This is a genomic window from Ruegeria sp. YTSA072 (assembly GCF_059610285.1).
Window position 1 is genome coordinate 275,280 of sequence record NZ_JBXWNI010000001.1, and the last position, 21,029, is coordinate 296,308.

The window sequence follows — 21,029 nt, forward strand, 5'->3', positions numbered from 1 at the left end:
GCAGATCAGTCTAGCGGCTTATTCTCGGGCAAGTCTATGCCAGCGTTGTTTAATTCTTGAGGCGTGAAAAATGAAAAGCCCCGCATCTGCGGGGCTTTGTCAGTCTATATTGCCGGGATTAGTGGGCGTGGCCTTTATCCCAGTCTTCCTGCTTTGGCAGCTGTTCGAACGTGTGTTCGGGCGGCGGGGTAGGCAGGGTCCATTCCAGCGTGTCCGCGTATTCGTTCCACGGGTTCGGACGTGTTTCTTTCGCGCCGCGCAGCAGGGCGTAGATCACGATGCCGAAGAACAGCAGGAACGAGGCAAACGAGATGAACGCGCCAATCGACGATACATAGTTCCACTGGGCGAATGCCTCAGGGTAGTCGATGTAGCGGCGCGGCATGCCCTGACGGCCCAGGAAGTGCTGCGGGAAGAAGGTCAGGTTAGCGCCGATGAAGAACAGCCAGAAGTGAACCTTGCCCCAGAATTCCGAGTACTGACGACCAGTCATTTTCGAGAAGTAGAAGTACACGCCCGCGAAGATCGCAAACACGGCACCCAAGCTCATCACGTAGTGGAAGTGCGCAACCACGTAATAGGTGTCGTGATACGCACGGTCCACACCGGCCTGCGACAGAACCACACCGGTCACACCGCCAACAGTGAACAGGAACAGGAAGCCGAAGGCGAACAGCATCGGTGTCTTGAACTCGATCGAACCGCCCCACATGGTCGCGATCCATGAGAAGACTTTAACCCCGGTCGGCACCGCGATGACCATCGTGGCCAGCATGAAGTACGCCTGCTGACGCAGTGACAGGCCAACGGTGTACATGTGGTGCGCCCACACGACAAAGCCCAGCACACCAATCGCGATGATCGCCCAAACCATCGGCAGGTAACCGAAGACCGGCTTGCGCGAGAAGGTTGCGATGACGTGGCTGATGATGCCGAACCCAGGCAGGATCACGATGTACACTTCCGGGTGGCCAAAGAACCACAGGATGTGCTGATACAGGATCGGATCGCCGCCACCGGCGGGATCAAAGAAGGTGAAGCCAAAGTTGCGATCCATCAGCAACATGGTGATCGCACCCGCCAGAACCGGTAGGGACAACAGAATCAGCCACGAGGTGACAAAGATCGACCAGCTGAACAGCGGCACCTTGAACAGGGTCATGCCCGGGGCACGCATGTTCAGGAAGGTGGTGATCATGTTGATCGCGCCGAGGATCGAGGAGGCGCCCGATACGTGCACGGCAAAGATCGCAAGGTCCATGGACATGCCGCCTTCGGTCGTCGACAGCGGCGGGTACAGAACCCAGCCTACACCCGAACCGAGCTGATCGTTACCACCGGGGCTCAGCAACGAGGCCACACCCAGCGACGTACCAGCGACATAAAGCCAGAAAGACAGGTTGTTCATCCGCGGGAAAGCCATGTCCGGTGCACCGATCTGCAACGGCATGAAATAGTTGCCAAATCCGCCGAAAAGCGCGGGGATGACCACGAAGAACATCATCAGAACACCGTGATAGGTGATCATCACGTTCCACAGGTGTCCGTTAGGGGTGCAGAGCTCGGCTCCGCTACCGAACAGTCGGAAGCCTTCCATGCACATATGCTGCACCCCGGGTTCCATCAATTCGATCCGCATGACAACAGTCATCAGAACTGAAATCAGACCGGCAAGTGCCGAGACGACCAGGTATAGAATCCCGATGTCCTTGTGGTTGGTCGACATGAACCAGCGCTGGAAAAATGTGCGCTGGTCTTCATGGTCGTGACCATGAATGGCTGCGTCTGCCATTATAGGTGCCTCCTGTTGCAACTGCACCGCGCAGTTGGACCTCTCCAACGCGCGGGATTCCTGCTGGTTTTAGATTGCGGGGGGACGACCTTCAATGGTCGAGTTTGATCTGGATCAAGATTAATTGTCGCGGGCAGGAGGGCGACCCACGAAATTTTCATCAAATTCCGCATTCATCTGGGTATCAGCGCCCCGAATTCAAGGGGGCGGCTGGGAATTGCGTTCCCCGCTTGACCCGGGCCGGGGTGCGCCGCAGAACTGTCGGCAACGCGTCAATCGGAGAATTGAAATGACCGCCTATGATCCCGAGAATATTTTTGCCAAGATTTTGCGCGCAGAAATCCCTTCGAGCCGAGTATACGAAGATGACGATACGGTGGCTTTCATGGATATCATGCCGCGCGCGGACGGGCATCTGCTGGTGATCCCTAAAACCCCCTGCCGCAACATTCTGGATGCAACGCCTGCACAACTGGCTGCTGTGACCGCAACGGTCCAGAAAATGGCCAAGGCCGTCGTTGCAGCGTTCGATGCGGATGGGGTCACGGTCCAGCAATTCAACGAGGCCGCCGGAGGGCAGGAGGTGTTCCATCTGCATTTCCATATCCTGCCACGCCATGATGGTGTTGCCGTGCGGGCACCCGGAACGATGGGCGATTTCGACCTGATCGCGCAGCATGCCGAAAAGATCAAAGCCGCGCTGAGCTGACCGGCAAGCAGTTACTTCGAGTGCGCGTGTGGCCCCGCGCACTCACTGTGATCTCCAAATGCGTGAAGCACGGCGCAGACATGGTCGTGCTTGCCATCGCAGGCTTTGGAAATTCGGGTCAGTTCGGCCTCAAGGCTGCGCAAGCGGGAAATACGGTCCCGCAGGTCGGCCAGCTGCCTTTCGGCAATTTCATGCGCTTGGTTAAGGTCGCGGCCAGACGCGCCTTCCAGAGACAGCAAACCTACGACATCGGTCAGCGGTAAACCCAGATCGCGGCAATGGCGAATAAAAAGCAGCCGTTTCAATGCAGTGTCGTTGTACCGGCGCTGATTACCCGCTGTTCGGTCCGGACGCGGCAACAGCCCCTTGTCTTCATAAAACCGGATGGTCGGAACCTTGACCCCCGTATGACGCGACAGAAACCCAATTGAATACATCTTTTTTCCTCAGGGCTCTTGAACCTCTAGTTACTAGAGGAATTACATGCAATGTGCAGCCGTAACAAGGGACACACATTTCAGATGGCACATGATCACTCTCATAAGGGGCACAGCCACGCGCACCATCACATAGACCCGGAGGCAGGAGACGCGCGCGTTGCTTGGGCCATTGCCGTCAACATGTTCCTGACGCTGGCACAGGTCATTGGGGGCATTTTTTCAGGGTCGCTGGCGTTGATCGCTGACGCCCTGCATAATTTCTCTGACGCCATCGCGTTGGTCATCGCCTTTTTTGCCCGCAAAATCGCCCGCCGACCTGCCGACCCACGCATGAGTTTCGGCTATGGCCGGGCCGAGGTCGTAGCCGCGCTTGTCAACTACACCACTCTGGTCGTGCTGTCGGTGTACTTGTTCTACGAGGGTGTGATGCGGTTTTTTGAGCCTGAGCCGGTCAACGGCTGGATGGTCGTCTGGATCGCGGCGCTGGCTTTAATTGTGGACCTTGTCACGGCTGCGCTAACTTACTCGATGGCCAAGGACAGCATGAATATCCGGGCGGCGTTTCTGCACAATGTTGCGGACGCCTTGGGATCGGTGGCTGTGATTATTGCCGGCACCGCGGTGATCCTGTTCAACTGGACATGGGTAGACCCCGCCGTCACGATCCTGATTTCGGTCTACATACTGTGGCATGTCAAAAGTGAAATTGGCGAAACGATCCGCGTTCTGATGATGGCAGCGCCCCCCGATCTGGACCCGGAAGAAGTTGCCTCGGCCATCGAGGACATACCCGGAGTGTCCGAGGTTCACCATATCCACTTGTGGAGCATGCAGGAGAGAGAGCCTGCGTTAACGGCCCATCTGGTCGTGGACGCGGCGGTCTGGGCTGATGCGGAAGGGGTGAGAGCCAGCGTCAGACATTCGCTCCGCGACCGATTTGCCATTGGTCACACCACGCTTGAGCTTGAGCAGATCGACCGCGCGTGTGTCGGGTCGTCACGTTTCGGGCGTACAGAAGAGAATCCATAGAGTTGAATGTGAATTGCCGCTCCGATTTGGGGTCGGAACGGCAGACTCGTTAACTAATACCTTTCCGATTACTCGGGATGACCCAAGATCACCGGTTAACACACCACTCACTCTAAGAACGGTAAGTCTATACTACCCCCAAACACGCAGGATGTATCTATTTGAGTGAGCTTTTGGCTAATTTGCTCATTTTGAACTGTAAATATTTGGAAATTTCGGCCCAATGTGGAAACAGAGCTGCCAAAAATCGCGATATTGTTAACAGCATATGGACTCTGAACGATTCGCGGGTATCGATTCAGGCCCTATCGAGGTCAAAAACCTCTGAAAAAGTTTTCCGCAGGGCCGTGTCCACGTCCACCAGGGTGACCGGCAACCCCAGATCGACAAGCGACGTAACCCCATGTTCGGTGATGCCGCAGGGGACAATACCTGAAAAATGCTCGAGGTCAGGTTCGACATTGATCGAGATGCCATGGAAGCTGACCCATTTGCGCAGGCGCAATCCGATCGCCGCTACCTTATCCTCGGCAGGTTGGTCCGAAGCGGTCAGTGGTTTGTCGTTGCGCCGCACCCAAACACCGACGCGACCGTCACGGATTTCACCATGCACGTTGAACTCGGCCAGCGCTGCGATCACCCATTCTTCCAGTTGCTTGACGAAACGACGCACATCCTTGCCGCGTTTGTTCAGATCCAGCATCACATAGGCCACGCGCTGGCCGGGGCCGTGATAGGTGTATTCACCGCCGCGCTTGGCCTCAAAGACCGGAAAGCGATCCGGGTCGGTCAGATCCTCGATCCGGGCTGACGTGCCAGCGGTGTATAGCGGCGGATGCTCCAGCAGCCACACACACTCATCCGCTTCTCCGGCCGCAATTGCAGCCACGCGCGCCTCCATGAAGGCGACGGCGTCATTGTAATCGGTCAGCCCGTCAGTGATCTTCCATTCCATAAGTGCTCCATACCGCCGGGGCAGTGCGAAGAAAAGAGGTCACGCAGCCTCGGTCAGGCACCGCTGCAACAGGTCCGAATAGGTTTCGGCCCCCTGCGCACCGGTCACCAGGTACTTGCCAACAAACACCATTGACGGGACACCTGAAACACCACGGCTGGTCCAGAACTGCTGCTTTTGGCGAACCGGCGCAATGTGATCGCCCGAAGTCAGAGCCGCATGGGCAGCGTCCCGGTCCAGACCCGCCACTTGGGCCGCATCAAGCAGGACCTCCGATTGGGATACGTCCTGTTGATTGGTAAAGTAAGCTTCGAACAGGGCCATCTTCAACGGATGCTGGCGGCCTTGCGTTTCGGCCCAGTCCAACAGTTGATGTGCTGCAAAAGTATTCACCATCCGGCTGTCGTCATTGAAGTTGAACGCAAAGCCAAGCTCGGCGCCGATCTGGGTCAGCCGATCGCGGGCCTGCTGGCTCTGCTCAACCGTAGAGCCATACTTCTCCATAATATGTTCGCGCAGGTTCTGGCCCTCTGGCGGCATATTGGGGTTCAGCTCAAAAGGATGCCATCTGAGATTAGCCAGCACGTTTTGTTCTTTCAAAGCCAGGTCCAGCTGGCGAAACCCCACGATGCACCAGGGGCACACAATGTCTGAGACGATATCAATCTGGACAATTGGGCGGGGATCTTGCGCGGTCATGGGCGGGCTCCGGGGAAGGGGGAAATAAACTCTGTCTGCAGTACAGATAAGGATGGCACCGCGGAATTCAAATCGGCTTGTTTTTTGCCTCTTCACATCCTGTTCGCCACCGTCTATACGCCCCTCAACCAAGTCATTGGCAGTGCGGTCGTGGCGGAATTGGTAGACGCGCAGCGTTGAGGTCGCTGTGGGGTAACACCCGTGGAAGTTCGAGTCTTCTCGACCGCACCATAATTATTAAATAAATCCTATAAAATCAGATATTTGTAGGAAAAATATACAGGCTTACCGCCACTTTTCCCGCCATGAAACTCTTTGTGAAATTTCTGCTTGCATGGGGAGGGCATGGCAGTCATGATCTTATCCGAATTGTGCAAACAGGGTGATTTGCCCTGCAGACAGCGGAAGGTTGCAGGGGATGGGCGCGTCTGGTTCGCGTGCCATCCATGGAAGGCAGAAGGTAGAAGGGTTACGGGACGGAAGCGCCTCCAGAGGCGTGAGGTAGTCAGTCAGACACAGGTCTCCTTATTGGAGACGCCCTATGGCTACCCCTCTACAATTATTAACCATCGACGAAAAGGCCACTGAGTTGAATGTGTCGCGCGAAACGCTGCGACGCTGGAGACGCGACAAGAAAGGGCCGGAACATGTCGAGATATGCGGCCTCGTCCGCTATTACCCCATTGGCCACCCTGTGATCGACACGATCAGTGGGGGCGGCAATGACTAAGCTCTACAAGAATAGCACGTCAGGTTGCCCAAGCGTATCGGTTTTCCCGCGCCTCAATAAGTGGCGCGCATTCGTCCTCCACGAAGGTAAGCAAATTCACGCGGGATATTTAACCGAGTTTGACGACGCAGTGAAAGCTCGCCTCACTCTCGAAAAAGACCTCGCACTATCAAAGAAAAGGCCCACCGCTCAGAGAGTGATGGGCCTGTCCTTGACTTGTGAATTTAAACTCCGGAAAGGAGATTTATAATGTTATCTCATAATAATAATGGCCGCAATCGCGAACCTGTGATGTCTACAGAGCGCAATTGGGGTTTGTTTGCTCTTATCTGAAACGAGGAGAAGGGCAAGCACGACAAGCAGCCGATGGACGTCAAGACCGGTCACGCGCCGGTCCCTGCTCAGACCTTCAAGTCGACATACGAGGAGGCTCGTCGTCAGTACGATATGATGATCGAATACGGCGAGGACGTGCTGCTTGGCTACCTGCCGAGGGCGCACAGCCTGTACGTCGGCATCGATCTCGATAACTGCCTCGACGAGGACGGCTACGAGCTTGACTGGTGCGCGGACATCATCGGCGACTATGTAGGACCGGCGGAGGTGACACCGTCAGGGATGGGCCTGCGGATCGTCATGCCTCGCAAGGACGGCGACAACAAGCGCTGCAAGATATCTGACATCAACAATGTCGGCTTCTACGCTTACTCCGGTCGAGCCTTCACCGTGCCGACGCCACTGGCGGAACTCATGTCACACGGCGGCATCCCGCGCGACGACGAGGTGATAGATCGACTGATCGCGCGCCGGGGTGTGGCCGACGCTGGTAAGGTGCTCGACCACGAGCGGCACGCGCTGGAATTTGAACGCAAATGGGATGGCCATTGGTTCAAGGACCTGTCGCAAGCCGATCAAGAGCGCTGCCTGCGCGGCATGCTGTCGAAGTTGCCTCGCTCCTTTGTCGAGAACCGGGACGAGTGGACGCTGATCGGCATGTGCTTGCACCAACTGCAGATGTACGTCTCGTGGAACGTGGCGGATCACTGGCAGCGCTGGTCGCGTCTCAGTAACCATTTCAACGACCGCGAGAACGACATCCAGTGGGGAACGTACAAGACGAAGGGCGGCGCGACGTTCTTCACGCTTCTCCATCATGCCTGCGAGAACGGCTTCGACCGCATGGAATGGATGCGCAAGGCACGGGCGACCAAGGCCAGACAACAAGGCAAGAAACTAGCAGAGGCACATATCGCCAAGGCCGCGCGCCTTCGTGAGATGCTGAAAACAGGTGAGCGCAAATGACTGAGCAATTTGAATGGCTACAGGGCCGCGTGATCGACATCATCGAACTAGACCCGCTGATGCGCGACACCGCTATCGACGTGCTGCTGGAGGAGTGCCGCTCGCGCGGCCTCACCATGACCAAGCGCACGCTGAAACAGTCAGTGCAGCAGCGCGAGCGGCAGGTTAACGCAGATCAAGCAAACGACGTCGTCGCGGAGATCAATCAAGAGTGGTTTCTGATCGGTGGGGAAGGCAGTCTGCGGTTTGCACGATGGGAAGGCAAAGAGCTTCGGTTCTACAAGCGGCAGGACTTTGCAGGTTTGGTCGCACCTCTGACGCCGCGAGCGATGGGGCAGGCACCTGACGTTGTGTATCTGCGTTGCGATGATCGACGCCTGTATAGCGGCATTACCATCGACAACAAGGCAGGTGAGGTGTTCGGCGACAAGGTTAACCTCTGGCGCGGCTATGGCGTCGAGAAGTGCACCGGCGACGAGACCCCCTTCGTCGAGTATCTGCAAGCCACCTTCGGCGAAGATTGGGAATATGTTCAGGATTGGTGCGCTTACACCCTCCAAAACCCCTGCGAGCGCGCCAACGTGATCTTGTTCTTGATCAGTCAGGAGGAAGGCACCGGCAAGTCAACGCTGGGCCGCATCATGCGCAAGCTGTTCGGCCACCATGCTCGAAAGGCGACCAAAGCTTCGGACGTGACAGGGCGCTTCACAGACCATCTGGCAGGTGCTCTGTTCGTCCACGGCGATGAGATCATGTTCGCAGGCAACAAGGCAGGTGCAGATGCGTTGAAGACCCTCGCGACCGACGACACCATGCGCGTCGAGCCGAAGGGTGTGCCGAGCTTCGAGACGGAAAATCGTATGTCGTTCCTGATGACGTCCAACCACGAGCATGCGGCCCACATCGGCAGTTCAGATCGCCGTTATGCGATGGTGCGTGCGCTGCCCACCAACAAGGGAAACACTGAGTATTGGGATGGGCTGAACTCGTGGCTGGAGGATGGAGGTTTCGAGGTGGTGCTGGAGTATCTGCTGGACCTCGATCTCGACGGCTTCAACATCGTGCGCGACAGGCCGATCTCGGAACTGTACCTGACGAACAAACGGCAGTCGATGCAATCGACCGGTCAATGGTGGTCTCGGTGCATCGCGCAGCGCAAGATCATCAGCGCGCCTCCCGGCGTGGCGACTAAGGAGTGGATCGACAAGTCGACGTTCTACGGCTGGTTCGTGAAATGGGCGGAAAAGAACGACCGCTACGACATCCCCAACGACAAAGTTTTCTGGCGCGACATGCGAGCTATGTGCGAAGGGATGGAATTTCAAAAACCGAAGGGCAAGCCGAGGCAGGTGAAAATTCCTGATTGGGAAGACGCCGAGGCAGATTTGACCAAGTACCTGTCATAAAGAAATTAGGAGGGCCAACTTAGATATTGGCCCTTTTTCATTGGATTGATTGGTTTGAAACGCGCCTTAAACCGATAAAAGCACTGATTTTGGCCAAACTCCTTGTTAGTGGTTTCCCCCTCTCTAAAAAAGGGGGGTGTGCACTCGCGTGAAAGGAGTTGGGCGATATTCATTGGTTTGATTGGTTCATAGATTTATCGACTAGTTTTTGACTTCCCCCATCCCCTCGTAATCTCATGCTTGTATTACCGTAAAGCATTGTAAAGCAGTCATGTTTTACTTATTAGGTGTGCTTTTCGTGATACCTTCTTGGAGGGGTTTTTGAGAAACCAAAGGTAGAAAAGCACCATGGCGGGTACCCCCCCCGGTCGACTAAATCGCCGGGTGCCTGCTTGGAAGAGCTCCTCGCAAAAATTTTTTCTCTAAAAACCCAATTGAGGCTGTAATGCATCCGCAGCTCGATTGCGAAAGGAACCCGACAGCTTCGCAACAACTCTTCCTCTCTGTTGCGAAGCTGACTAAAGCGGTCCGTCAGTGTTTGGCCAGTCGCTTGGTTTGCACGTTAGGGACATGCCTTAGAACCTAATCACGCAAAAAGGCGTTTGTGCAGTCACTCATCGGGATATGTTGGGTATCCAAAAGTATCGGTGAACTTCCGGAACCGAAGAGACATTCAGAATTGCTGACTAGCCCTAAGGGTCGTGTCGAAGCGGACGTTGGACCGGTGTGCAGCGAACGGCGGCTTCGAGCCCTGAGCGGACATTGATACGTTGAAGCAACTAACTGTCGCCGATAGAGTTTCATAGAGAGGTTTGCTGCTATGTACACCCTGATTGACACTGTGGTTGTGGGCGGAGGTCAAGCTGGTCTTTCCGTTAGCTGGCACTTAAAGCAGGCTGGTCATGACCACGTTGTTTTGGACCGCGGGCAGATTGGCGATACATGGCGTAACCGTTGGGACTCGTTCTGCCTGGTCTCTCCTAACAAACTCTGCCGACTTCCAGGTTTCCATTACGATGGGGATGATCCCGATGGTTTCATGCTCCGCGATGAGATCGTCAAATACATCGAAGACTATGCGAGAAGTTTTGGTCCGCCCTATCGAGGGGGCGTCGAGGTGGCTAGAATCGAGGCAAGTGCAGGACCGGGTCGGTTCAAACTAACCACATCAGATGGCGAAATCAGAGCGCAGAACTTGATCGTCACCGTCGGCACGCATCAACACCCAAATATACCAAGTTGGCATTACGATCTGCCCGAAAGGGTTACTGGCATACATACGTGTGACTATCGCAACTCAGCGAGCCTACCGGATGGTGCGGTATTCATTATTGGAAGTGGTCAGTCAGGGTGTCAGGTTGCTGAGGATCTGCACTTATCCGGGCGCGACGTACATCTTGCAGTGGGCAGTGCTGGCCGCATCCCACGTCGCTATAGGGGTCGCGACATTTTTGAATGGGACTTGGCGACTGGGTACATGAATATGGCGGTAAAGGACCATCCCAAAGGGACAGCTATCCGGTTCAAAGCCCATCCACATCTCTCTGGGCGAGAGGGTGGTCGTATTATTGATCTGCGCCAGATGGCGCTCGACGGGGTCAAACTACACAGCAAGATTGAGGGTGTTCAAGACGGGTGTCTGATTTTGGCGGGCGGACTTGAAGAGACGCTCAAGGCAGTGGACGATGTGTGTCGCGCGGAAATGGAGAGCATCGACACGTTTGTTGCAGAGAATGGACTCGATGATCCCAAGGAAATTGTTGTCCCGATCAACTGGCAGCCGAAACCTGAACCACCGTTCTTCGACTTGGCTGCAGCAAATGTTTCAACCGTCATATACGCAACTGGGTTTCACCGCGATTTTGGATGGATCGACTTGCCAGTCTTCGATGAGACTGGCTATCCGCTATATGAGCGAGGTACTACGGATATAGCAGGCCTGTACTTCTGCGGACTGCATTGGATGCATACACAAGGGTCTGGCCTGTTTTATGGCGTGGGCGAGGACGCGGCGTACGTAGTTGATCACTTGGTTTCCACTTCGAACAAATGAGGTGCGCGACAGCCTCGAGCCTAGCTTGGTTCGAAGGTTTCCAACTGCAACTGGATCAGTTTTCGGACGTGTTTGCCGAGACGACTTGCGACTGAGATATAAGCCAGTTGACGAACACCTCAGCTTCGGGACGCTGAAATTCTGCTTGAGTCTGGATGTAATAGACGCCGAAGAGTGGCTGAGAGAACAACTCAATCATCCGACCAGATGACAGATCGTCCTCGAAAAAAGCTCTGGCAGAATACGTGATACCGTCACCCCGGCGAACCGCAGTCATGATCAGGTTCCCAGGCATGTGATTTATGGTCAATGGCTCGGGAGGTACGACCCCATGATAGGTGAACCAGTCGGCCGCCTCGTTGGTGCCTAGTTCCTGCAACCAGGGCAGCTTCGTTAATGAGGCCGGGTCACGCAGATCTTGGCCTTCCACCAGTGAAGGTGCTCCGATCACGACCATGTCGGAAACAAGGACAGTATCCTCTTTTTTTCTTGGCATGCGTCTATCGTGATACCGAATGGCGACATCGATACCACCTGGCTTTATCTGAACCAGTTCAGAAGTTGGGTTCAGCATCAAAGTGATCTCTGGATGTTGTTGTTGAAACTCTGCCATTCTCGGCAATAGCCACTCCACCGCGAATGCTGGTGACATGGTCACTTGAACGGGACGGTGTGCTGCATGTTCCGCCAGTCGTTCGACACCCCTTCCGATAATTTCAAAGCCGATACCCAGTTCACGTGAAAGAATGATGCCTGGCTCTGTCAATTCAATGCTGCGCCCACGTCTGGCAACGAGAGCTACACCCAAATGTCTTTCCAACGATTTCACCTGCTGGCTGACAGCCGCTTGGGTCACGTTCAAGCGTTCAGCCGCCACGGTGTAACTCCCTGCTTCCGCAACTGCTGAGAAAGCGCGCAAAGCGTTCATCGGGGGAAGGTGCAACCAATCCATACTGTAGATTTTCTAATGTTTGGTTAGACTATTTGAGTCGTATGATATCGGCATTCTTGACAATATTCATATCGAAATCTGTTTATAAGCTCCAAGAAAAGTAGGTATAGGCTTCATCACGGATGTCAGCCTAGCCGCATGCCGGGAGATCTTGATACGATGGAAAAAATTCAAGGTGGATGTTACTGTGGTGCTGTTCGATACCAGATCGCGACACCACCTGTCTGGTCGGGACATTGCCATTGTCGTTCATGTCAAATGGCTCTTGGTGGCGCCTTTGCAACTTGGGCTAAGGTAGCCACCGAAGACTTCGCCGTTATCAAAGGCGAAATCCAACACATGGAGAAAACTCCGGGTATTCGTCGCGGGTTTTGTCGGGACTGTGGAACGACGTTGACCTATGCCGCCCTAAATGAAGTTGATGGCCAAGACTGGAGCGCTGATGCGTGGTTTTCTGCTGTAACGTTGGACGACCCATCGATTGCGCAGCCCAAGGCCCACGTCTTCGTCTCACATCAGCAGCCATGGATAAAACTCGACGACGGGCTGCCGACGTTTCCTGAGTTCTAATCAACTTTCCGAGCGAACGGAGGAGAAAGCGATGAACACTGTTTATTCATATGCCTGCAAGGATTGCGAGGGCATGGAGGCCTGCCCAGGCAAAGTGATCGCAGCGACCAAAGATGAAGTATGGAAACTCATGGAGCTCCACGCGGTGGTCGCTCATGGAGAGAACCCCAGTTCATGGGATGCCGACACTCGGGCATACTTGGAAACATTAATTAAGCCAGCTTGATAAGATCAGTGGGGCTTCGACGCCCAACGAGATATCGGCCTTGAACTTCGATTTGGATCGCTTGGTGACGAATGGCGACTTTGTTGAGAAGGACCGGCATGGGCTGCCAACCAGCTAATCATGCAAGCTGTAGGGATAGGCAGCTCTGAGCCCTGAGGAGACATGGTTAACCTTCTGGTTGATTGGTGAAAAGCAGCCTTTCTGCTAAAATGCCTCCGTGGAAAATATGGGATGGGAGGAGAAATCATGTCTTGGAATGTTTCAGGGGAACTCGTCGAAACCTGCAATTGCAACATGCTATGCCCATGCTGGTTCGGACAAGCTGACCTTATGCTCTTGGACCAAAGGTATTGCGCGACGTCCCTGTTGATACGCATTAGCGAGGGCTCTCATGAAGGCGTGGACCTTTCTGGCCAAAACGCGATTGTCTCATTGCATTTCCCCGGGCCGACACTGTTCGACGCCAACGGCACCGGGCGAGTGTACATTGACGAAAACGCCAGCGATGCGCAGGCGGCGGCATTGGAGACTATCTTGCAGGGTGCGTCTGGTGGCGGCATGGAGGTGCCGGCAAGCCTGTTGTCGACCTGGCTTCCGACCAAACGCGCCGGGATCAGCGTGACCGAGGCCGATGGCGAAATAACTGCAAGCGTGGCAGGTGTGGGCGAGATGAAATCCCGTCGTCTGGTCAATGACCTCGGCAACAAGATGAAACTGCAGAACGCCGCGTTCAGCCTGGCCTTCGGGCATGAAGGGCATGAAGGTGATCTGGCCCCCAGTGAAGGAACCACCTGGAATGACGCGGATATGCCCGTGACCTGGACGGGCCGGTCGGGTGTGGTCGGACAAGTCGCTTGGGCCGGCTGAGGCCGGGCCGGATCGTCAGGCCGTCATAATGAATGCTGTAGGAGTTGCACGACGAGATCGGGCGCTGGTGCTGGCAGCGCTAGCCGCGCTCACGGCGCTGGCGTGGGCCTATACAATTTACCTCGGGCTTGGTTCGTCCTCGATGACGATGGTTGGCGACATGGCCATGCCGATGATGATGCAGTGGTCCGTCGCGGATTTTGTCTTCATGCTTGTCATGTGGGCGGTAATGATGTTCGCGATGATGCTGCCTTCAGTTACACCCGCCGTAATGATCTACGAGCGGGTCCGCGCGAAGCGGGAGGAGGCAGGGCGACCCTTCGTGCCAACGGGCAGCTTCGTGGCGGGGTATCTGTTGGTTTGGCTGGGGTTCTCGCTGGCGGCGACTGTATTGAATTGGTGGCTGCACACTGGTGGCGCGCTTTCCTCAATGATGGGGAGGGTTGCGCCGACCGTGGGCGGCGTGATGTTGATACTTGCCGGGTTGTTCCAATGGACGCCGCTCAAGAACGCTTGCCTAGAGCATTGCCGCTCGCCCGTGAGTTTTTTGATAGCTCATTGGCACGAGGGAACCCTGGGTGCCGCGAAGATGGGGCTTCACCATGGGGCCTACTGTCTTGGCTGCTGCTGGATGCTGATGGTGCTGTTGTTTGTGTTGGGCGTCATGAACCTGCCGTGGATTGCCGTACTTACAATCGTAGTGTTGGCAGAAAAGACGTTGCCATTCGGGCGGTTTCTGAGCCGCGGATTGGGCGTGGTTTTGATTGTCTGGGGCGGGTGGCTGATCATGCTCGCCTGAGGAAACGTTGGTGCATTCACAGGCTGGATAAATGCCACCGTAGAGCGATCTTCAACACGTCACCGGGCAAGCAATTTCTGCGGGAGTTTAAGTTCCGCTCCGAACCCTAAGCGGAAATAGGGGAACTGGTGTGCTAAACTGTTGCAAGACCATTCAGATTTTCTGGAGTTGGCAATGACTCACATCGATCACCTAAAATCGATATGCGAACTTGAAGGGCTTCAGGTCGTCGATGTTGGTGCGGGTGACGGCGTCTATTCGCGAGACTTGTACGCTGCAGGAGCCAAAGTCATCGCAATAGAAATCGATCCGGGCAAAGTTGCTAAAGCCAAAGAAAATCTACCAAAAAACATCGACGTCAGGCTTGGGGCTGCTGAAGACCTACCTCTCGAATCGGGTTCGCAGGACCTAGCGTGTTTGTTCTTCTCTCTTCATCACATTCCAGTGGAGGTTCAGCACAACGCTTTCACTGAAATTCACCGCGTTCTTGGAAACAGTGGGCGGTTGCACATAGTGGAGCCCTATCCTTATGGGACAATGTTTGACGTTGTACGATTGGTGGAAGACGAAACCCTAGTTCGAACGCATTCTCACGAAACACTTAACCACTTGGACGGAGTAGACGGATTTCTGTTGGAAAACAAAAAAGAGTACGTCCTTACTCGTGAATATCCGACTTTCGAAGCGTTCCTGGAAAAGACTGTTTGGCCGGATCCAGATCGTTCTAGAGCTTATGAAAAGGTTTCTTCCGACGTGGAAGACGCATTCAACCGGTCGGTCGAAACCCTTGATGGGAAGATCGTTTTACACCAGCCCTGCGCCGCATACCACTTTATCGTTTCCTGTTAACGGCTGCCATACCGCGAGATCCAGCTCCGTATAGCAATTGTGCCCACATAGCGATCCTTGGAGATTATTCGATGAAATCATGGACGCGGCCTTGGGTTCGGCAAAGCAATTGGCCAGTAACCTCCGGCAAGCGGCTACAACTAGCCCAATGCAGGCTAGAACTCGTCCTAATCTTAGTTTTTTAAGAAGTTTCAGTCAGGTTCGCGCGAGTTTCGTTGATATAACGCGACAACAAACTTCCGAATGGCTCACTTGGTCAACCGATCTTCCGAGTATACATTCGGGTCGATGATCGCGACTATGTCGCTGCCGCTATCCTCCAAGCCAAGTCTTTCGCACAACCGTGCTGATGCAACGTTGCCCGGGGCAATGCCTGTCTTGAACCCAGTTGCGCCAAGCTTTTCATGAGAGTGTATCATAGCTTTGGCCCCCAAGACTTTTGCTACACCTTCACCCATGCGTTCAGGCTTGGTCGAAAGTTGCCCCCATTGAGCGCGACGATGCAGCCTACTGCTGGGCGGATGGCACAGAACTGAGCCTGCGGTTGCAACGGGAGCACCTGAGCTGTCAAAGACGACCATCGCAAATCCAGGGCGAGACAATCCTCGCATAACCGGCCCTATTGGCGGCAGAACACCGTGGCTCATCGCGACTTCTGCGAAAGCTTCAAGCCATTCTGGCGGAGAGTCTCGATCAATCACACGTACGGTCAAATCCTCGGGCAACGCCCGTGTGGCAATTATTTTCCGAGCAATGTCAACACAGTTTAGGCCGCCAAGATAACAAGCTATTGTGTCGGTTTTTAATCCCTGACTTTCAATGACTTCTCGCGTCTTTGCCACCTCCTGACGCGGTATGCTTTCTATCGCCGTGATGCCAAGTACTTGGGCCATTGCAACGGCATCATCCAAAGCCCCGTTGTACTCGTTGACAATTTGAATACCGCGCCCATGGCTACAAAATCGAGGGTCATCACCCAATAGCTGGATAAGGTGCTCACCCATGGTCGACATGCGTCGCTGTGCATCACTTCCAAATACTTCCATGGGTTATCCTTTGGGCGCCGCAAAATGGTTCGCCGATGATCGTTTGATATGAGTTGCGTCGTCAAGCGCACGTCAGACGCGAGACCGCGACGAAAAGAGAGTTATTGGTCGAGGGTGAACGTCAACCATGTCCGCAGTACGGTTACTCACGACAATTCGACGAATGACCGCACCGAGCCCAAAGTTTCATTAGTCGGTACGCAGTTTTGAGAGCATAGGGCAAGAGACATTCCCGCTGTCGCAGTTGGCTGTGAGTTCGTTCAGCGCCGCTTCCAATCGCTTCAGCTCGTTTATCTTTTCACGCACATTGAAGATATGAAGCTCAGCCAGCTCTTTTACAGATCGGCAATCCTCTCCGTCGCCTTCGGACAGGCTGAGAAGCGTCTTTGTATCGGCTAGTGGAAAGCCCAAATTACGGCATTTTTTCAGGAAACGAAGCCTTCCAACATCGTGCGCGGAGTACATCCGCCGGTTATTCGGTGCCCGTTCTGGTTTGGGCACGATCCCTTCGCGTTCATAGTAGCGGATCGTTTCAATGCCGACACCGCTTTGCCGGGATGCTTCCCCAATCGCAAACATGTGAGTTTTCCCGTCTTGATCCTGTAGCGACTACAGAAGTTATACGAGAGGCTGACACTTCGACAACTCCAACTAGTCAGGGGAATGAAATGCAAAAGTACCTTAGCGTTAGTTATCTGGGATCACTGTCAGCACTCGGCGTCGCGACTTGCTGTGTATTGCCCATGACAATGATGTTGCTGGGACTAGGAGGCAGTTGGTTGGCCATTTTCGGAAAGATCGCGGCCGCAAGCTACTACGTATTGGCGATTTCGACGGCGCTTGTCGCTATGTCGTGGCTGGTATCTTATCAGCGCGGTTCCCTAACAAAGTTGAAATGGTGGCTTTCGGGGACGACCGCAATCACCGCGTTAGCTTGGGTCGTCGCCTTTAACGAGGCCCGGATCAACGATTACCTGATAATGCAGATGTGAAACAATGACAGAGCAAACTGTAGTGCTTGAAAGCACCCTGACGTGCCCGAAATGTGGTCACAGCGAAACCGAAATAATGCCGACGGATGCTTGCCAGTGGTTCTATGAATGCAAGTCTTGCGCAGCGGTCTTGAAGCCGTTGGAAGGGGACTGTTGTGTCTACTGCTCCTATGCCACGCTGCCTTGTCCGCCGATCCAGAATGGCGATAGTTGTTGCGGATGACAAAGTCTGCTTTGTCCGCTGCGCAGTCATTTCACGAATGACCGAACCGAGCCCAAAGCCGACAATCGGATCGCGTGGTAAAGACCAGTAGGCAATGCCAGCGTTCCGAGTTGTTTAGTTCGTAGGGCTGACCGCGTGCAGTCTCCAAGAATTTGGAACGCCCTTCAACTCGTGCTCTCCGCAGTCTTGAAACTCGAACGGCGCACCAAGCATCAGTTGCCGCGTGAGATCGGAGGCCAAAACCTGTCCTTCCTGGGCTTGGCCCATCACCCGAGCGGCTATGACCACGCCAAGGCCGCTGATATCCTCGCCGCGAATTTCAATCTCACCTGTGTGAGCGCCGAAGCGGGCGTTAAGGTCGATTGCAAACAATGCTTCACGTAAAGAACCAGCGCAGGCCAGCGCACTTGTAGGAGAGCTGAACGTCGCCAGCACGCCGTCGCCGGTGAATTTCACCAGATGACCACCGTGTCGAGAGATCTGGTTTGCGCAGACGTCATCGTGGCGGTTCATAAGGTCGCGCCAATTCTCATCACCGATACGTGCTTGTTGTGAGGTGGACGCGACGAGATCTGAGAACAGAACGGTAGCAAGGGTGCGCTTGGGTTGGATCGTCGCCGGTGCTTCGCCGGTAACAAACTCGACGATTGCGGCCGCGTAGCTGTCCACGTCGCCTTCCCATGGCACATGCTCGTGGCCGGGTATGGTTTTGTATTTAGTGGATGGCATCAAACGCAGAAAATCCTGGGCGCAATCAGCCCCGTTGGGTTCTTCAAATTCGCGATGTATGACCAAAGTGGGTTGTGAAATAGAAGGCAGCAATTCCCGGATATCTATCCGGGCAGCCAATTCGAACAGGTTAGCGACTGTAATAGGGGTCGCGCTCATCCTTTGGAAATGCGCCCATGCTTCCTGAGCTTCAGCATCGTCCTCACTTGGGCCAAAAGCCGAGAATGGGTGAGGTTTATAGAGCTTCCCCCAATTCTCGCGGAACTGCTTCAACGCGATTTTTAGGCTTTCAGGGGTCAGGTAACCGCGAGTAAGACGACCTTGAGCGTACCCGCCGCACAAAGCCAGACGTTCGACGCGCTCGGGGCGCATTGCGGCATAGACACAGGCAAGTGAAGCCCCCTCGGAGAAAGCAATGACCGTGGCTGAGGTCATTTCAGTGACATCCATCACAGCCTCTATATCCATGACGCGCTCTTCAAGGGTTGGTGTCCCCTGAATGCGGTCTGACATGCCGTTGCCGCGTTTGTCGAAGGTCACCAATCTTCCCACCGAGCTGAGAGCTGTCATCCACTGCAGGTAGCCCGGATTTTCCATGGACGCTTCCAGATGCGAAATCATTCCGGGGACCAACACAAGATTGCGCGGCCCATCGCCCCAAACTTGATAGGCGATGGATAGCCCGTCGCTTTCGGTGAAAAGGGTCTCCACATTGGCAGTCATGCGCCCCTCCCAGTCGTTCTCTGGCCAATACTCCGCCGTGTTTTCAATGTGGTTCGCGACGGAGCCAGCGCATGATCATATTGAAGTTCGATTGGCCTATCGGTCAATGATCTCTTTAGTTGAGCGCAACGTGCGTCATGCAAGGATTGTCATAATCAGGTAAAAACCGGAGGTTTGCATTGTCCGCACTGCTGTCTTTGGTTCAGCCCGCAACGAACGTCCGCTCACGCTTCCGCGACGAAAAGATGCGCTTCTTGTGGAACGTGCAATACGCCGGATCTATCGTACTGGGCCAGCTTAGCGGCCACTTCTGCCACAACCGCTTCAGCAATACTGTCTCCCGCCTTTCTGAGGTCCACCTCAATCGGCAGAGCCATGATTTGTGCCCGCAGGTCTTCAAAACGGCGTTCAAGCACCAAGGCGTCATGACGGCTGATTTGGAAGCCTGCGTCGGTCAGAAGGTTCGAAATTAAGTCTCCATCGCGGAACGAAAACGGCGCCTTCGCCTTGGTCGCTGCGTCGGGGCCAACATGTCTTTCGAGGGCGTCTGCAAGCGCCCCATTAAATGGTGACACAGCGCGCCAACACGTCAGAAAGAGCTGCCCTTGATCACGCAGTATGCGGTGAACTTCTGTCAAGGCTGCCGGTTTGTCGGGGAAGAACTGCAGGCCCTGTTGAATGAAAGCATAGTCAAACGAGCCGTCTTTACAGGGCAGGTTGCATACATCCGCGGCGTGCCATTCAAAAGTATGATCAGATTCTGGTTGGTTAGCCCGCGCAACCTCTATCATCGTTTCGTTTAGGTCCACGCCGACAATGCGTCCTTTGCCAGACAAAGTCTTGGCGATCTCACGTGTCAAAGCGCCAGTGCCGCAGGCTATATCTACGATGTGCGCGCCATTGCGGAGGTTAACCTTCTCCATCGTCGCTTGCGCCAGTGGTCCAAACATGGCGGGTACACTATGGCTGTCGTATTTGAGAGCAGCTTCTTTGGTCAGTCGGAAATTGTCTGCAGCCATCACCGTACCTTTCTGGTATTCGCCGATCGTATAGAGTGGTTTGTTACTCTGTGAGGCAAGCGTGGAGTTCAATCGGAGCAATCAATCCGCCGGCGATGTTCCGAACCATGTGTTGAACCTTAAGCGCCGTATCATCGCCCATGATAAGATGAAGACCCAGCGGTGGAGGGCCATCTGCCCGGCTTTGCGCGGCAGCCAGATCGGCGAAAAACTGTTTGGCAAATTCAGTGCGGTCGATCCGGTCACGCACCTCGAAACCAACGGACTTCAAAGCAGCCTCATACGTCTCCGGTGGTGCAAGTGCACTTTGATCTGAGGAAGAAGCCCAAGGCGCCGGATAGTCCATTTGTCCCTCTCCGACTTGCATCACATCGTAAATTGCAAAGATTCCTCCTGGCTTGAGGACCCGTTTTGCCTCGCGCGCTATGCCTACTTTGTCCGCGATGTTCATTCCAACGTGGATCATGTAAGCGGCGTCCATGCAACCAGCATCTAGCGGCAAATCGAGCACGCTGCCTTCGATAAGTTGAACCCGATCCGATAACCCGGTCCATTCTGTAAGTGTCCTTCCGGTTTCCACAAACTCAGCGGTCAAATCAACGCCAGTTACGTGCGCTCCGGTAGCTGCCGCGACATAGCGTGCCGGACCGCCGAGACCGCATCCAAAATCGATAACCCGGCTTTCGGGCGTAAGGCCAAGAGCCTTCACAAACGGTTCGGTTGCGAGGCGCCCACCAATGTGAAACTCGTCAACTGGAGCCAAGGCGTCTTGAGAAAATGGTGGGGTTAGGTTCAGCGCTGCGCAACCAGCAGAAATCTGCTGTAGCAGGTGACCGGAATGGTAATGGTGCGCGACTTCATTGGGATTAGTCATTACGCAGCCTCTCTAATCGATGCAGCTAGGGTACACGCAGTTTTC

Annotated in this window: 23 protein-coding genes and 1 tRNA gene; 14 read left to right on the forward strand and 10 right to left on the reverse strand. The window is 54.7% G+C overall.

From position 1 onward, the window contains the following. Nucleotides 1–118: 118 nt before the first annotated feature. A complete protein-coding gene (gene ctaD, locus AC2FIB_RS01345) occupies nt 119–1,792 on the reverse strand; it encodes a cytochrome c oxidase subunit I (RefSeq protein WP_496732966.1) in 1,674 nt (557 codons plus the stop codon). 289 nt (nt 1,793–2,081) lie between these two features. Here ctaD and AC2FIB_RS01350 point away from each other — a divergent pair, with 289 nt between their 5' ends. Beyond that, nucleotides 2,082–2,501 (forward strand): HIT family protein, encoded by a 420-nt coding sequence (locus AC2FIB_RS01350; protein WP_496732967.1) that lies wholly within the window; start codon nt 2,082–2,084, stop codon nt 2,499–2,501. Nucleotides 2,502–2,512: 11 nt separating this feature from the next. Here the strand turns inward: AC2FIB_RS01350 and AC2FIB_RS01355 are convergent, their stop codons facing one another. Next, nucleotides 2,513–2,938 (reverse strand): MerR family transcriptional regulator, encoded by a 426-nt coding sequence (locus tag AC2FIB_RS01355; RefSeq protein ID WP_496732968.1) that lies wholly within the window; start codon nt 2,936–2,938, stop codon nt 2,513–2,515. Nucleotides 2,939–3,022: 84 nt separating this feature from the next. Between AC2FIB_RS01355 and AC2FIB_RS01360 the strand changes: the two genes are divergently transcribed. After that, nucleotides 3,023–3,970 carry a cation diffusion facilitator family transporter gene (locus AC2FIB_RS01360; RefSeq protein WP_496732969.1) on the forward strand — a complete coding sequence of 316 codons (948 nt, stop codon included), beginning with the start codon at nt 3,023–3,025 and terminating at the stop codon, nt 3,968–3,970. A 298-nt stretch (nt 3,971–4,268) separates the two neighbouring features. On the opposite strand, the gene lipB is transcribed toward AC2FIB_RS01360, so the two are convergent. Continuing rightward, nucleotides 4,269–4,925, reverse strand: a complete 657-nt coding sequence (gene lipB, locus AC2FIB_RS01365; RefSeq protein ID WP_496732970.1) for a lipoyl(octanoyl) transferase LipB — start codon at nt 4,923–4,925, stop codon at nt 4,269–4,271. 39 nt (nt 4,926–4,964) lie between these two features. Further along, nucleotides 4,965–5,624, reverse strand: coding sequence for a DsbA family oxidoreductase (locus AC2FIB_RS01370; protein ID WP_496732971.1), 660 nt, complete (start codon nt 5,622–5,624; stop codon nt 4,965–4,967). Between the two features lie 144 nt (nt 5,625–5,768). On the opposite strand from AC2FIB_RS01370, the gene AC2FIB_RS01375 reads away from it, so the two are divergent. From AC2FIB_RS01375 to AC2FIB_RS01395, 5 genes are all read left to right on the forward strand, one after another. Continuing rightward, nucleotides 5,769–5,855: transfer RNA gene (locus AC2FIB_RS01375), tRNA-Leu, on the forward strand. Between the two features lie 310 nt (nt 5,856–6,165). Continuing rightward, nucleotides 6,166–6,354: a helix-turn-helix domain-containing protein gene (locus AC2FIB_RS01380; RefSeq protein ID WP_496841575.1), complete on the forward strand. Its 189-nt coding sequence runs from the start codon at nt 6,166–6,168 to the stop codon at nt 6,352–6,354. 366 nt (nt 6,355–6,720) lie between these two features. After that, nucleotides 6,721–7,656 (forward strand): PriCT-2 domain-containing protein, encoded by a 936-nt coding sequence (locus tag AC2FIB_RS01385; RefSeq protein ID WP_496841577.1) that lies wholly within the window; start codon nt 6,721–6,723, stop codon nt 7,654–7,656. After that, a complete protein-coding gene (locus AC2FIB_RS01390; RefSeq protein WP_496841579.1) occupies nt 7,653–9,062 on the forward strand; it encodes a DUF5906 domain-containing protein in 1,410 nt (469 codons plus the stop codon). Before AC2FIB_RS01385 ends, AC2FIB_RS01390 begins: the two co-directional genes overlap by 4 nt. Before the next feature lie 820 nt (nt 9,063–9,882). Continuing rightward, nucleotides 9,883–11,115, forward strand: coding sequence for a flavin-containing monooxygenase (locus AC2FIB_RS01395; RefSeq protein ID WP_496736528.1), 1,233 nt, complete (start codon nt 9,883–9,885; stop codon nt 11,113–11,115). A gap of 55 nt (nt 11,116–11,170) precedes the next feature. Here the strand turns inward: AC2FIB_RS01395 and AC2FIB_RS01400 are convergent, their stop codons facing one another. Next, nucleotides 11,171–12,067, reverse strand: coding sequence for a LysR family transcriptional regulator (locus tag AC2FIB_RS01400; protein WP_496736530.1), 897 nt, complete (start codon nt 12,065–12,067; stop codon nt 11,171–11,173). Nucleotides 12,068–12,226: 159 nt separating this feature from the next. On the opposite strand from AC2FIB_RS01400, the gene AC2FIB_RS01405 reads away from it, so the two are divergent. From AC2FIB_RS01405 to AC2FIB_RS01425, 5 genes are all read left to right on the forward strand, one after another. Continuing rightward, nucleotides 12,227–12,637 (forward strand): GFA family protein, encoded by a 411-nt coding sequence (locus AC2FIB_RS01405; RefSeq protein ID WP_496736532.1) that lies wholly within the window; start codon nt 12,227–12,229, stop codon nt 12,635–12,637. A 31-nt stretch (nt 12,638–12,668) separates the two neighbouring features. Then, nucleotides 12,669–12,863: a DUF1059 domain-containing protein gene (locus AC2FIB_RS01410; RefSeq protein WP_496736533.1), complete on the forward strand. Its 195-nt coding sequence runs from the start codon at nt 12,669–12,671 to the stop codon at nt 12,861–12,863. A gap of 246 nt (nt 12,864–13,109) precedes the next feature. Beyond that, on the forward strand, nt 13,110–13,730 hold the full coding sequence (locus tag AC2FIB_RS01415) for a DUF1326 domain-containing protein (RefSeq protein WP_496736534.1): 621 nt from the start codon (nt 13,110–13,112) through the stop codon (nt 13,728–13,730). A gap of 28 nt (nt 13,731–13,758) precedes the next feature. Then, a complete protein-coding gene (locus AC2FIB_RS01420; RefSeq protein WP_496841582.1) occupies nt 13,759–14,529 on the forward strand; it encodes a DUF2182 domain-containing protein in 771 nt (256 codons plus the stop codon). Nucleotides 14,530–14,703: 174 nt separating this feature from the next. Further along, entirely contained in the window at nt 14,704–15,378 is a 675-nt protein-coding gene (locus AC2FIB_RS01425) for a class I SAM-dependent methyltransferase (protein WP_496841584.1), read from the forward strand. A 248-nt stretch (nt 15,379–15,626) separates the two neighbouring features. Here the strand turns inward: AC2FIB_RS01425 and AC2FIB_RS01430 are convergent, their stop codons facing one another. Together AC2FIB_RS01430 and AC2FIB_RS01435 are read right to left on the reverse strand one after the other, a co-directional pair. Further along, a complete protein-coding gene (locus AC2FIB_RS01430) occupies nt 15,627–16,424 on the reverse strand; it encodes a GNAT family N-acetyltransferase (protein ID WP_496841586.1) in 798 nt (265 codons plus the stop codon). Nucleotides 16,425–16,613: 189 nt separating this feature from the next. Next, a complete protein-coding gene (locus tag AC2FIB_RS01435; RefSeq protein ID WP_271946491.1) occupies nt 16,614–17,003 on the reverse strand; it encodes a MerR family transcriptional regulator in 390 nt (129 codons plus the stop codon). 89 nt (nt 17,004–17,092) lie between these two features. Here AC2FIB_RS01435 and AC2FIB_RS01440 point away from each other — a divergent pair, with 89 nt between their 5' ends. Both AC2FIB_RS01440 and AC2FIB_RS01445 read left to right on the forward strand, forming a co-directional pair. Beyond that, nucleotides 17,093–17,416, forward strand: coding sequence for a hypothetical protein (locus tag AC2FIB_RS01440; protein ID WP_496841588.1), 324 nt, complete (start codon nt 17,093–17,095; stop codon nt 17,414–17,416). 4 nt (nt 17,417–17,420) lie between these two features. Then, complete coding sequence (locus AC2FIB_RS01445; RefSeq protein ID WP_496841590.1) at nt 17,421–17,639, forward strand: GDCCVxC domain-containing (seleno)protein; 219 nt, start codon at nt 17,421–17,423, stop codon at nt 17,637–17,639. Between the two features lie 114 nt (nt 17,640–17,753). Here the strand turns inward: AC2FIB_RS01445 and AC2FIB_RS01450 are convergent, their stop codons facing one another. From AC2FIB_RS01450 to AC2FIB_RS01460, 3 genes are all read right to left on the reverse strand, one after another. Continuing rightward, nucleotides 17,754–19,091 (reverse strand): alpha/beta fold hydrolase, encoded by a 1,338-nt coding sequence (locus tag AC2FIB_RS01450; protein WP_496841592.1) that lies wholly within the window; start codon nt 19,089–19,091, stop codon nt 17,754–17,756. 224 nt (nt 19,092–19,315) lie between these two features. Then, complete coding sequence (locus AC2FIB_RS01455) at nt 19,316–20,110, reverse strand: class I SAM-dependent methyltransferase (RefSeq protein WP_496841594.1); 795 nt, start codon at nt 20,108–20,110, stop codon at nt 19,316–19,318. Nucleotides 20,111–20,153: 43 nt separating this feature from the next. Then, entirely contained in the window at nt 20,154–20,984 is an 831-nt protein-coding gene (locus AC2FIB_RS01460) for a class I SAM-dependent methyltransferase (protein WP_496841595.1), read from the reverse strand. Nucleotides 20,985–21,029: the final 45 nt, after the last annotated feature.